This is a genomic window from Proteus cibi (assembly GCF_003144405.1).
In the GTDB taxonomy this organism is placed as follows: domain Bacteria; phylum Pseudomonadota; class Gammaproteobacteria; order Enterobacterales; family Enterobacteriaceae; genus Proteus; species Proteus cibi.
The window spans coordinates 94,476-107,715 of record NZ_PENW01000011.1; the positions used below are offsets into that span (position 1 = coordinate 94,476).

Here is a 13,240-nt window from a genome sequence, read left to right on the forward strand (position 1 = left end):
TAGAATGACAAATGATATGCGCTCACTTTATAGTCAACTACCGTCTATTGATAAGTTACTGCACCAAGCAGACATTCAAGCCTTAGTGGCTTCTTATGGTCAGACATTTATTGCAGAGCATTTACGAAAGTTACAAGAAGAAGCGCGTATCATTATTCGTCAAGAAAACGAGTTACCACAATGGCATAACCATTGGACAGATGAATTAAAAAATCGAATTACATTGCAACGAAAATCCTCGATTAAACCGGTTTTCAATTTAACAGGTACTGTTTTACACACGAATCTAGGGCGTGCATTAATGGCAGAATCCGCCATTGAAGCGGTTAGCCAAGTTATGCGCTCAGCGGCAACCTTAGAGTATTCTCTTGATGGTGCATCAAGAGGACACCGTGATCGCGCTATCGCTGATTTGTTATGTGAATTAACGGGAGCAGAGGATGCCTGTATCGTTAATAATAACGCTGCGGCTGTTTTATTGATGCTGGCAACCGTTGCTCCTAATAAAGAGGTTGTTGTTTCTCGTGGGGAATTAGTTGAGATTGGTGGCGCTTTTCGTATCCCTGATGTAATGACACAAGCAGGTTGTACACTAAAAGAAGTGGGAACAACAAACCGTACTCACCTTAAAGATTATCGTAACGCTATTAATGAGAATACCGGGTTGCTAATGAAAGTTCATACTAGCAACTATTGCATTCAAGGGTTTACAGCCGAAGTCCATGGCGACGAACTGGCTGCACTCGGTAAAGAGATGAACTTACCCACCGCTATCGATTTAGGCAGCGGCTCAATGACTGATTTAGCCGCCTTAGGTTTACCTTCAGAGCCAATGCCTCAAGATTATCTGCAACAAGGTATCGACCTCGTTACTTTCTCAGGTGATAAATTATTAGGTGGTCCACAAGCGGGGATCATCTTAGGTAAAAAAGTGTGGATTGAGGCGATTCAACGCCATCCTTTAAAGCGTGCATTACGTGTTGATAAAATGACATTAGCTGCTTTAGGCGCCACATTACGTCTTTATCAGCAACCTGAAAAAATGGCGGTTGAAATTCCAACATTACGTTTGTTAACTCGGACACAAACAGAAATTAATGATATGGCGCAACGGTTATTACCTCATTTTCAGGCATATTATGGGGATAACTACCATATCACGATATCCTCATGTGCTTCTCAAATAGGCAGTGGTTCGTTACCTATTGAAAGTTTACCGAGTGCAGCACTTACCTTTGAAGCCAAAGATGGAAAAGGTAGCCAGTTAGATGCGTTAGCTGCGCATTGGCGTAATTTAGAAAAACCGATTATTGGTCGAATTACTGATGGTCGCCTGTGGCTTGATCTGCGCTGTCTCGAGGATGAAAATGCATTAATACAGGCACTTTTACTATGATTTTTGCGACAGCAGGTCACGTAGACCACGGAAAAACCACTCTTATACAGGCCATTACTGGGGTAGATACCACCCATTTACCTGAAGAGAAAAAACGAGGCATGACCATTGATTTGGGTTATGCCTATTGGCGTCAAGACGATGGAACTTCTATTGGCTTTGTCGATGTTCCTGGTCATGAGAAATTCCTTTCAAATATGCTCTCAGGTGTCGGAGGGATCTCTCATGCGCTATTAATTGTGGCTTGTGACGATGGCGTAATGGCACAAACCATCGAACATATTTCTATTTTACGTCTTGCTGGCTGTCCTCAAGTTACCGTTATTCTCACCAAAGCCGATCGTGTTACTCCAGAACGAATTGAAGAAGTGCGTTCACAAACAACGGATGTGTTAGCCCATTTAGGCTGGAAAGAGCCTGACTTTTTTGTTACCTCAGCCCCCACAGGAAAAGGTATTTCAGAGCTTCGCCACTATCTTGTTGATCTGCATCAGCGAGAGCAACAACATCCTCAATGGCATAAACGTTTTCGTTTGGCGATAGACCGTGTTTTTAGCATTAAAGGAGCAGGATTAGTTGTCACAGGGACTGCGCTTGCGGGACAAATTTCTGTTGGCGATACCTTTTGGCTTACTGGGGCAGATAAACCCGTAAGAATAAGAGCCTTACATGCACAAAATCAGCCTGTAGAAAGTGCGGGGGCAGGTCATCGTATTGCAATTAATATCACAGGTGATGTCAGTAAAGAAAACGTCTCTCGTGGTGATTGGTTGCTTTCTCAAGCACCTAACTATCAATCTCATAAAATATTAGTCAGTTTAATTGCGGATGAACCTTTAAAGCATTGGCAGCCTGTACACATTCACCACGGTACACGTCATATTACGGGTCGTGTTGCCCTTTTAAATGATGCTAATGACACACCACAGTTAGCGGAGCTTATTCTTGATGAACCCCTTTGGCTGGTGGATAACGACAGACTTATCTTGCGTGATATCAGTGCGCAACGTACCTTAGCCGCAGCGAAAGTCTTATCTTTGCACTCGCCACGTAGAGGTAAACGACAAGCTGAATTTTTAACTTGGTTACACCAACTTAATAGTGCAGACAGTGTCAGTGCCAATTTAGCATTATGTTTACCAAAAGGTGAGCTCTCTCTAAGTCAGTTTTCTTGGGCTCAACAATTAACGGAAAGTGCACTGGCTCAGTTATTAGAAACTTTTGACTTAATTAACGTTGCTGGCGTTATTCTTTCTAAAGAAAATGCGGATAACGCAAAACAGAAATTACTCGATACACTTGAGGAATATCACCAACAACATAACGATCAAATGGGTGTGGGTCGTTCTCGTTTAAAACGAATGGCACTACCTACTTATCATGATGAATTGGTCTATTACTTAATTGATCAATTACGTAAAGAAGGTGCTATTAACCAAAGTCGTGGTTGGCTTCATCTGCCAACTCATGGTCTTGCTTTTTCTCCAGAACAAGATGCGCTATGGCAAAATGCTAAAGTCTATTTTGAGCAATCTGAACCTTGGTGGGTACGTGATCTCGCCAATGAAATGAAAAATGATGAGAAAGTGATCCGCTCATTATTACGTAAAGCGGCACAATTAGGTTTAATTATTCCGATCATTGCCGACCGCTACTATACACACCAATCAATGGAAAAATTTGCATCTATCATTGTGAAATATAATGAGAGCAATGGCAGTGTCACTGCCGCAGACTTCCGTGATGAGTTATCTGTTGGGCGTAAGTTAGCAGTACAAATCTTAGAGTATTTTGACCGTACGGGCTTTACTCGTCGTAAAAAAGATCTTCATATTTTACGAGATAAAGGGTTATTCTAAAAACAGATGTTAACTTAGGCTAAATAACTTTATTTAGCCTATTTAAGGTTATCACCTACAATATTTGTAAAATATCCCCTTTATTCTTTATCGCTATACTCGGAAGAGATATGAAAAAAATATTAGGAAGTGCTTATCTTGCACTTATTCTTATTGCCTCATTTTTTATTGTTTTTGAGAAAGCAACGTTTATTTATACTGCACTTCTTTCAGTCGGTGCTTATTTTATTCTTTTTTCTCTTTGCTTTATTTTATCTGCTCGTGTTTTATTTTCGGCTATTACCACTGGCACACTCTTCCTGATAACTAAGTTTATTAACCAACTTAAAGTCCATTACTACAAAGAAACATTAATGTTTTCTGACTTTGACTTGGCTTTTGATAGCTCTAATTTAGGGACATTAAGTCATTATTGGGAAGCCGGTATTGCATTGATTGCGATGCTAATATGGCTTCTTTTCAATATGTCTATCGCTTGGCATTTTTCCAAAAAATCGCGCCCCAGCGTGCGTATAAGTAGCTTACTCTTAATGGTCATTGGGTTTACCACAATCCATTTCACCGTAGAAAAATGGCAAGCGGAATGGGAAGGTACTCTTCCGGGAGGACGAGGTACAGTGACTAATTTAATTATGTCTGGCTACCAAACGGCTTATCACCCTCCTTATTTCAATGAAAATGCGGATTACTTCCTTGAACAAGCGGATAAAACCGTATTGCCAGAAACACAGACTGACATAAAACCTGATATTGTCGTTTTATTACAAGAATCAACGGTTAATCCTCATATTTATCAATTTGATACAGATGTTGCACTGCCTGATTTATTTATGTTCCAAAAAGATGAAGGGGTCAGTGCGCAAAGTCCTTTACGTGTACAAACCTTTGGCGGTGGTACTTGGCTTTCTGAGTTTTCTATATTAACAGGATTAAATACGGATGATTTTGGTGCGCGTAAAAACTCCGTATTCTATTTTGTTGTCGATAATCTTAATGAGAGTTTATTCCGCCAACTAAAAGCTGAAGGTTATTACACTGTTTTACTCACGCCATTTAATCGCAGTGCTTACCATGCAGGTTACGCTTATGAAAAAATGGGAATTGATGAAATCATTCAACCTCAAGAGCTTGGCTACCCAGGAACATTAGAGGAAAATCTCTGGAAGATATCGACGGTCGATATGCTGGGTTATGTTGAAGAGATACTGAAAAAGCGCACTGATAAGCCGCTGTTTATATTCTCATTAACCATGTATGAGCATGGTCCTTATGATGAATCACACCGAGATATGTATCAAATTACAGGTCATACAGAAAGCAGTAATGCACCAGGTAAATTTAGCCACTATATGGAAAAGATCATCACCAGTGATCCGGCTATTAAAGATTTCTCTCATTTCGTTGCACAAAGAGAAAAACCGACGATGTTCCTCTATTTTGGTGATCATCAACCCAATATTGAGCTAAAAAATTATCAGTCACCTTTTAATAACCCTGCGTATATTACTCAGTTCACTTTAAGAGATAATTTATCGCAAGGTACACCAATAACAACGTGGGAGTTAACTGATATTAGCTTCTTAGGTGGCATGATCTTAGAACGTGCTCGTTTGCCATTATCTCCTTTCTACAAAGCAAACATTCAAATGCGCCATTTATGTGAAGGTAAATTGAATGACTGTGAAGACGAAAAATTAGTTAACAGTTATAAAAATTATATCTATGACAAACTGAAAGTCGCTGGTAGTACAGATAATTAAATTTTTATTACTTGCATAAAAGATGATCGGGATGATAAATCCCAAAAGATAGGTAGTATCAAAAAAGAGGCTAAAGATTTAGTCTCTTTTTTAATTTCAAGACATAAACGTACAATTACTTGCGTGTTGCCACAATCACACTTGATGCTTTCACTAGTGCTAAAATGTCACTACCTTTTGCCAGTTTCATTTCTTGTAGACTTTCATTTGTAATAACAGCAGTAAGCTCTAAGCCTTTAGCGGTTTCTAAGTGAACAGTGGCGTTCACCGCACCTTGTACAATTTGAGTCACTTTACCTGCAAATTGGTTACGTGCAGAGAAATTTAAACCACTATCAGGCAGTGCTAATACAACCCATGGTGCTTTAATAATGGCGATTGCTTCGCCCTCTTTTTTGATCTTTAAACTGTCACAACTCTCTTTAGTAATAATTGTGGCAAGTTTTTCACCATGTGCTAAAGATAAAATGACTTCGCTATTAACGGCACCTTCAATAATATCAACAACTTTACCGACTAACTGATTGCGTGCTGAAACTTTCATTTATCCACCTCTACTATTGATGAAAATTTATATTAATAACACTATTAAGTTATTGGGATAACTTTAGCATAAGTATCATTAAATAAATTACTCTTAGATCATAGATTAAAATTTAACTATTATTAAAAAATATAGCGTTATAAAGAAATAGAGATAACAAATTAAAATTCACTCATTAAAATAATTAATTCAGTAAGTTATATTTTCAACACTATCGATATAAATAAAATAGATAACTTAATGCCTCTCTATATTAAGAGGAATTTAAGCTATCTATCATTCAATATACTTATTGTCTATTCTGAGCAAATGCCGCTAATAAATGTAAAGCCGAAGAGTAATAATCTGTATCTTTACTTAAATCGACATCTTCAATAGGCGTATTCATTGTTAAATCTCTCACTGCCATCATACCAGGAGTAAGGTTATATTCAGCGCGTTCTTGTGCATCAATACTTACCCAAGCAGGGGTTTTATAACGATCAAATTGCTGCCAATACTGCACAAAAGGTTGTAATGCTAATTCATCATGTGCCCAAGCTAAATAAAGCGGAATGCGTATTGCATCAAAGCTAAATCGTGCTGGCCATTTCTCACTGGGCTCTATCTTTCCATCAGGAAACAAACTTACCCAATCTGAGGGTAATTGATATTCACCAAATCGCATATTTCTAAGTAAAGACTGACTATCATTAATTAACTCTTTCCAACGAATATCTTTACTCGTGCGGTAAAAATCTTTCCATGCAGGAAAAATAAAATAAGATGGGTTAATAATAATTTCTTCTGACGTTTTAAAGCCATTAATACCGGGTAAAAGTACAGTATAGTTTTTTGCCTTAACTAACGTATGTTCCAAAATAGCGTGTTGAATAGAATCTGAAGCTGAAAGATAACTTTCATCATTCCATTTTTCACCCGCTTTTAATAATGCCCATGCAATTAAGATATCACCATCTGTTGCATTATTAGGATCAGGGGTGTGTTCACTGTTTTCAGGCTCATAACGCCATTTAAATAAACCTAAATCACCACGATAAAGAGAGGCCGCTGTCCAACGCCATAACTGATTAAATGTTTCATGATCATCACTCATCACCGCCATTAACATGCCATAACCTTGACCTTCAGAGTGTGAAATATTTTTGTTAGCGCTGTCTATAACTCGCCCGTCTTCCTTAATATAGCGCTCTTTAAACTGTTGCCATCCTATTTGAGTATCTGCTGCCTGTATTGAAGGCGAAACCATAAGCAACAAACCTAAAATAAAAAATGTAGAAAATAGATAATTACAACGAGATAAGTGCCTAAAAGACATTGCCTTTCTCTCCTGCTATTGCCGACCGTTATCTTATTTCGGTCGGCATATTGCATATTATTTCAATATAAACTCAAAAGATAGCAACTATCTTTTGTGCTTCACTGACTTCATCTTCTTCTATGACTTCTGTTTTGGGTAACAATGTTTTTTCACAAAAGTCCTGCATCCAAGAAGTAAATTCTTCTTTTAACGCAGAATTATGTAGACCATATTCAACAAAGGCTTTCATATACCCTAGCTTATTACCACAGTCATGTGATTTACCTACTAAGGTATATGCTTCAGCAACTTCTTTTTTCAATAATAAATCAATCGCATCTGTTAATTGAATTTCTCCACCAACACCAGCAGGTAGACCATCTAATAATTCCCAGATAGCTTCAGAAAAAACATAACGACCAACAACAGAAAGATTAGAAGGTGCATCTTCAGGATTTGGTTTTTCTACGATACGACGAATAGGTGCCCAATTACCTTGAGGACAGAAAACACCTTCACAATCTACAACACCATATTGTTGCACTTGGCTCATTGGCACAGGTTCAACCATAATTTGGCTACGTTCTGTTTTTTCAAAACGTTTTATCATTGCTGATAAATTATCATGTTTAGGATCGCAATAATGCGCATTTAATAAAACATCCGGCAATAAAACAATAAATGGATTATTGCCAATAACTGGACGCGCACAGCAAATTGCATGGCCTAAACCTAAAGCATGACCTTGGCGAATTTGGACAATCTTGACATTGTCAGGACAAATTGAACGCACTTCTTCTAATAATTTATTTTTAATACGCTGTTCCAGCATATTTTCTAATTCAAAGCTGGTATCAAAATGGTCAGCAATTGAATTTTTGGAAGAGTGAGTAACTAAAATAATTTCCTCAACACCAGCCTGAGCACACTCTTCAACAATATATTGAATTAAAGGGCGATCAACAATAGGCAGCATTTCTTTAGGAATTGATTTCGTTGCAGGTAACATACGAGTACCTAATCCAGCAACAGGGATAACCGCTTTCATCATAATAAAATCCTCTAATAAATATTTATCTAAAACTAATATTTAGTATTATTTTAAATTTACTCTTATATTTCATCAGGAATGCTAGATATATTTTAAAAACAGTTACCTCCCTCTTCGTTAAAAAGAGATAATGTTATTTTTATATATCTTTATTTAAAAAAACTTTATTTAAATACTTCTATTTAAAACCCAGAATAAAACCCATATTTATTACCACCCATTTCTTTTATAGAATAAAGTGTTTTATCTGCAGATTTTAATAATTCAGATAATGTTTTTCCGTCTTTAGGATATTCAGCAATACCTAAACTAATTGAAGGGGTTAACATAAAATCCGAATTAATATTGATGGGCTTTTCCATTGATTTCCAAAGTGATTCTATTATTTCTAACAAAATGATAGAACAAGAACGTAATCCTTTAGGGAAAAGCACAGCAAACTCATCACCACCAAGTCGTCCACAATAAACTTCATTATTTTCTAATTGCGACAACCGTTTTGATATTTCACACAATACTGTATCGCCTGCATGATGCCCAAATTTATCGTTAATAGATTTGAATTTATCGCAATCTATAATACCAAGGCAAAATGAAGAAGGTTGTGAAATATTTAATCGTTCATTTTCAATTTTTTCAACGATACTTAATCGATTAGATATTCCAGTTAATGAATCAATATAACTTTTATTAAATAATTCATTTCTTAGCTCTACTTTATCAGTAATATCCAAGCTAATAAATACATAATGAGAAATTAAATTATCTTCATCAAACACAGGAATAATACTAATATCTTCCCATATAGCTTGTTGTGTATCGTTATTTCTTTTGGCTTCTAATCGATATACTCCCTTATTATCATTATTACCATTCACACAACAATTGATTTGATTTTCATCAATCAAATTAAATAAGCTGTATTTTTTACCTTTTATATTTTCAAAGTGAACATTATTAAATTCACAATATTTTTCATTTGCATAAATAATGATGCCATTAATGTCTGTTACTAACATCATAAAGACATTATTAGTAAATTGCTTTATTAATAAGCATTTAGAATTATCATCATTAAATATCATTTCATTCATTTTTGACCTCCTATGCTCATCAATAAAGCATATATATTATTATTCGGCTGATGAGTTATGTGCATAGCGGAAAATAAAGACATCTTTTGCGTCAGTAGATTGGCGATGTACTTGCATTTTGGCATTACCACCTTGATTCGTTAACCAGCCTTCATACAACCCTTCTAAAACACCCGCACTTGCAACACGCCACTGAGCATCATCTTGGCTTTGCGTAAAATGAGGCCATGCACAATGAACCAGTAAAAGTTCACTCATTGCAGGAGATATCGTGACAAAACCCCATTTAAATAGCGTTAATACACGATTAATATGTGATTCAAGTAATTGAATATTTTCGCTTTCAGGTAAAGGATAACGTAATGCAATATCTTTACCGATATTCCTTAATTTATTTCCCGCAGTAGAAATATCATTGTCATTTAAAATTTGAAAAAATAATAATTGAGTTAGATCTTGCCAGCCACTTTCAAAAGGTAATTGTAAGATATCACTGTCATGCTTATTCATTATTTGTCTCCTTAATTATTTAGACAGGAAGTCTGGGGTATATTTTAAGTGTAACCACATATTATCTTCAGCATAATCACCCGATGTATCATGCGATAAGCTGACACCTAACTCGGTTTCTTTGTTTAAATAATATTTCGCGTCTAAACCTAATCTGTAAGTGAAATTTGTTTCGTCTTGTTCTTCGTACTGAGATTTAATACGAGGATCGCTCGCATTCTTTTTATTTAATGCGTTTTGCATATAACCATGTGTTGGGAAATAATCACTGCCTTTTTGTTTGTAACTTTGTATCCCTATTGCACCATTTAATGAGACTTCACCTTTTTCAAAACGACGGGTATAAGCAACAGGCAATGAAACAGACACATAATCTTGTGGACTAAAGTAACCACCGTGTCCTAATGAGAAGTAGTTTTGGTTATTTCTAAAGTTCATATAATCAACATGTACACCAGCTTTTACTTCTTGTTGATCATCTTTATAGAACTTAGCATACGAACCAATCCACGCTTTCACTTCATCATTACTCGCAACACTTTTACCTTCGTAGTTATAGAAACCACCACCAGCATAAGCCCCAATTTTTCCATCATCCCAAGCATATTGAACTTTAGCGCCGTTACGCGTTACACGCCCCCAACTTTCGCCTGTCATTGGATCAGTACGCCCCATATAAGAAAGTAGACTATCTTTTATGGCTCTGCGCTCTGCAGTCAGTGTTAATTGCCCATTTTGACTAATTTGAGGTGAATATGTGATGCCACCAACAACCGTTGCGGTATCTTTACCTAATGGCGTTGAACCCACATCAAAGCTGACATCCTTGTCTGATAAACGCAGTCCTAATTCAACACCAGAAGCACGTTGACTGCCTGCTTCATCGGCATTAATTTTGTTTTTCTCATCATGGTTATCGCTATTTTTAGCAAAACGTTCAGCATGTTGAAGCTGACCTGTACCAAAACGGTTTGCTCTTTCTCCTGAAACCGAACCACTTGTCATCGAAATGGGGTTAACACTAAATTCCCAACGAAATTCCTCACCAGGTACACTTGAAATACTGATTGGTGCTGAAATTTCAGTGACGTTAGATAATCCTTTATCACCATTACGATGACGTATAGCCACACCACCTTGTACCCAAGGTGAGACTTTCTCTTCTAGTTCACGAATAGAACGTTGAACCGATGCCATCTCTTTGCGTTCATAGAGAGAACTCGCAATAGCAGGATTGTCACTTTCTCCTAATGCACTTAATTGACCCGCTGAGGTTTTTAATGTGTTATCACTGTTTTGCCATTGCGCACTACGCAGTAATGTTAATGCTTTTCGATTCTCACCATTTAATTGCGCAATTTGTGCAGCCTGTAATAAATAAGCGGGTTGTGAAGATGAAGGTATTTGTTGCAATAACTGTTGTGCTTTTCTTCCATCTTTTTGTGCTAATGCCACTTCGATTTGAGCTTGGATTAATTTGCTATCTTTTCCTTGCTCTTTCTCTAAATAAGAAAGAATTTTGTTTGATTGTTCAGGCATTGATTGGGCTAAATAAACTCGACTTAATGCCATTAATAAATCAGGTTCATTTGGCGATGTTTTTAAAGCAACCACTAACGTGTCGTAAGCCGCTTTAATTTCACCTTTTTCACGTAAGCTATCTGCTTGCGCAACCTTAGTGGCAACTTCTAAGCGCTTTTTCTCAACAATCGGCGTTTCTTGTTGTAACGCGGGATCATTAATCAAGCTAGATGCCTGTGTATAACGACCTAACTCATTGAGAACATTGATATGACCAGCGTAATTACCTATCGAGCCTTTAGTGCCTTTTGCAATATCACTTTCGACTAATTGCAATGCCTCATCGTTTAATCCACTGTTAACTAGTTTTTCTGCTAATTCCCCCACATCATTTGGATAATCAGCAACTTGATTAATTAATGGTCGTAAAATATTCCGCATTGCAACAAGGTTTCCTGCCTGACGATAATGGTCAGCTTGCGCAAGTTGGCGATGAAAGCGAGCACGCTGCAATAGCTCTTTCTCAGCTTCGGTTTGTTGATTATGGCGACTGAGTAAGTTAAAAACTTTATCCCACTCTTTTTGCTCAACATAAAACAGGGATGCCACATAATCAGAATCTCTCGTTCTACGGTTTTGTAGCTGTAAAATGATGTTTTTTGCACCAGCACTGTCACCATCAGCAGCCATTAGGCGTGCTAAATCAAGGTAAACCCAGTTATTTTGTGGGTTTTTACGCTGCGCTTGCAAAAGCCATTGTCTTGCTTGAACACGATTACCATTTTCTAACGCTTTTTGTGCTTCACGACGTAATTTCTCAGAAGGATCTGTATTCGCGGTAAGTTTTTGACGCAAAGAAGCAGATTGTTGAGCCAGTAATTGTTCTGCTTTCGTATTCTGCCCTTCCTGAACTAATAAATAGTAATAAGCAGAAATCACTTTTTCATTATGGCTGTTTTGCTGATAAAGCCCTGATAACAATTGGTGAGCAGCAGGTAAATTACCTTGTTTTCGTAATAAGTCAGCTTGTAATAAGTTAGCAGACAATCCTTTTTCACCTGAAGCCCCCGTTAATGGTGTTAATTGATCAAGAGCTTGTTGGATATTTCCTTGTTTAGCACGTTGTTGTGCACTACGTAATTGCGCATAAAAACCCGCATCTTCCGCTTGTTGCTTCCATTTACTGCCTTGTTCACCACCTGATTGCGCAGCTTGGTTTAATAAACGCTGACCTGTCGTTAAATCACCTGAACGTAATGCGATATAACCTAAACCGGCTAAAGCTTGCGCATCATTGTTATCTGCCGCTAAAGCTTGTTTGAAATAACCTTCAGCTTCTTTCAATTTACCTTTATTTAATGCGGTATAGCCTGCTTGGCGTGCATTACCTTGAATAGCACCTTGGAAATGCTCTGCAACCGCTTTATCATTCGGGTTTGCTTGCAAATAGGTTTTATATAGAACGTCATCATCAGGACGAACATTCAGCCATAACAGCGCTTGGCGCATACCTTTTTTGGCTGACTCATCACCCGAGATATTACCTAAAATAGTTATACCTTCACGGCGAGTCTCTTCGTTATACGTTAGCGTTAATCCTAATGCTTTTTGCGTTTCTTTATTGTCAGGCATTGCTGCAGCACGTTGCTTTAATCCCGTAATAGCTTGAGGCAACATTGCAGGTACACCCGCCATGGTTTGATAATATTCTAACGCCAGTGTTTCTGGTGGCTCACTGCTAACAAATAAACGTTGATACGCTTTTATCGCTTCTTCATGTTGTCCTTTCTTGGCTAATTCTCTGGCATATCCTAATTGTTGTTCACTAAATTGTGATGATCGGATGTTTTTTAATCCTTCAATTCGTGGATCTTGCGGTGCAATTTGCGCAAGTTTTTCTCGCCAATACGTTGCTTGTTTTTCATTACCTTGTTGTGCCGTAAAAAATGCCATTAAATACAGCGCATCCTGATTATTACTTTCCATAATTAGGACTTTTTGCAGTGCTTCTACAGCACGTTCATCGTGTGCTCTACCGTGCCAATAATTTGCTTGTTCAATAAGCGAACTGACAATATTTGGATCAGTTGCTGTTGTATTTGCCTCAACTGCCGTTGCTTGTACTTGACTTGAAGCCCCGAGAATGCAACCGGCATAGATGACTTTAACGATGGTATTAAGTGCATGATTTTTCATCTTATATCC

Annotated in this window: 9 protein-coding genes; 3 read left to right on the forward strand and 6 right to left on the reverse strand. The window is 37.4% G+C overall.

The features are described 5' to 3' along the window. Positions 1 to 4: 4 nt before the first annotated feature. The 3 genes from selA to DK865_RS07170 all read left to right on the forward strand — a co-directional run bounded on the left by selA (position 5) and on the right by DK865_RS07170 (position 5,015). The gene (gene selA / locus DK865_RS07160) at positions 5 to 1,396 is read left to right on the forward strand and encodes an L-seryl-tRNA(Sec) selenium transferase (RefSeq protein WP_109391549.1); all 1,392 of its coding nucleotides are present in this window, start codon (positions 5 to 7) and stop codon (positions 1,394 to 1,396) included. Then, positions 1,393 to 3,255 carry a selenocysteine-specific translation elongation factor gene (selB, locus tag DK865_RS07165; RefSeq protein WP_023583344.1) on the forward strand — a complete coding sequence of 621 codons (1,863 nt, stop codon included), beginning with the start codon at positions 1,393 to 1,395 and terminating at the stop codon, positions 3,253 to 3,255. The genes selA and selB overlap by 4 nt, the downstream gene beginning before the upstream one ends. 110 nt (positions 3,256 to 3,365) lie before the next feature. Next, positions 3,366 to 5,015: an LTA synthase family protein gene (locus DK865_RS07170; protein ID WP_109391550.1), complete on the forward strand. Its 1,650-nt coding sequence runs from the start codon at positions 3,366 to 3,368 to the stop codon at positions 5,013 to 5,015. A gap of 115 nt (positions 5,016 to 5,130) precedes the next feature. On the opposite strand, the gene DK865_RS07175 is transcribed toward DK865_RS07170, so the two are convergent. The 6 genes from DK865_RS07175 to DK865_RS07200 all read right to left on the reverse strand — a co-directional run bounded on the left by DK865_RS07175 (position 5,131) and on the right by DK865_RS07200 (position 13,231). Next, positions 5,131 to 5,559, reverse strand: coding sequence for a TOBE domain-containing protein (locus DK865_RS07175; RefSeq protein ID WP_023583342.1), 429 nt, complete (start codon positions 5,557 to 5,559; stop codon positions 5,131 to 5,133). Positions 5,560 to 5,848: 289 nt separating this feature from the next. Further along, positions 5,849 to 6,877 (reverse strand): glycosyl hydrolase family 8, encoded by a 1,029-nt coding sequence (locus tag DK865_RS07180; protein WP_109391551.1) that lies wholly within the window; start codon positions 6,875 to 6,877, stop codon positions 5,849 to 5,851. A gap of 73 nt (positions 6,878 to 6,950) precedes the next feature. Further along, positions 6,951 to 7,910, reverse strand: a complete 960-nt coding sequence (gene galU, locus DK865_RS07185) for a UTP--glucose-1-phosphate uridylyltransferase GalU (protein ID WP_023583340.1) — start codon at positions 7,908 to 7,910, stop codon at positions 6,951 to 6,953. Between the two features lie 182 nt (positions 7,911 to 8,092). Beyond that, on the reverse strand, positions 8,093 to 9,004 hold the full coding sequence (locus DK865_RS07190; protein WP_023583339.1) for a sensor domain-containing diguanylate cyclase: 912 nt from the start codon (positions 9,002 to 9,004) through the stop codon (positions 8,093 to 8,095). 39 nt (positions 9,005 to 9,043) lie between these two features. Next, the gene (gene bcsD / locus DK865_RS07195) at positions 9,044 to 9,514 is read right to left on the reverse strand and encodes a cellulose biosynthesis protein BcsD (RefSeq protein WP_023583338.1); all 471 of its coding nucleotides are present in this window, start codon (positions 9,512 to 9,514) and stop codon (positions 9,044 to 9,046) included. Positions 9,515 to 9,529: 15 nt separating this feature from the next. Further along, entirely contained in the window at positions 9,530 to 13,231 is a 3,702-nt protein-coding gene (locus DK865_RS07200; protein WP_109391552.1) for a cellulose biosynthesis protein BcsC, read from the reverse strand. Positions 13,232 to 13,240: the final 9 nt, after the last annotated feature.

Excerpts from the sequence above, each read along its gene's own strand:
- galU (WP_023583340.1), bottom strand. The coding sequence starts at position 7,910 with ATGATGAAAGCGGTTATCCCTGTTGCTGGATTAGGTACTCGTATGTTA.
- DK865_RS07200 (WP_109391552.1), bottom strand. The coding sequence starts at position 13,231 with ATGAAAAATCATGCACTTAATACCATCGTTAAAGTCATCTATGCCGGT.
- selB (WP_023583344.1), top strand. The coding sequence starts at position 1,393 with ATGATTTTTGCGACAGCAGGTCACGTAGACCACGGAAAAACCACTCTT.
- DK865_RS07175 (WP_023583342.1), bottom strand. The coding sequence starts at position 5,559 with ATGAAAGTTTCAGCACGCAATCAGTTAGTCGGTAAAGTTGTTGATATT.
- DK865_RS07170 (WP_109391550.1), top strand. The coding sequence starts at position 3,366 with ATGAAAAAAATATTAGGAAGTGCTTATCTTGCACTTATTCTTATTGCC.
- DK865_RS07180 (WP_109391551.1), bottom strand. The coding sequence starts at position 6,877 with ATGTCTTTTAGGCACTTATCTCGTTGTAATTATCTATTTTCTACATTT.
- selA (WP_109391549.1), top strand. The coding sequence starts at position 5 with ATGACAAATGATATGCGCTCACTTTATAGTCAACTACCGTCTATTGAT.
- DK865_RS07190 (WP_023583339.1), bottom strand. The coding sequence starts at position 9,004 with ATGAATGAAATGATATTTAATGATGATAATTCTAAATGCTTATTAATA.
- bcsD (WP_023583338.1), bottom strand. The coding sequence starts at position 9,514 with ATGAATAAGCATGACAGTGATATCTTACAATTACCTTTTGAAAGTGGC.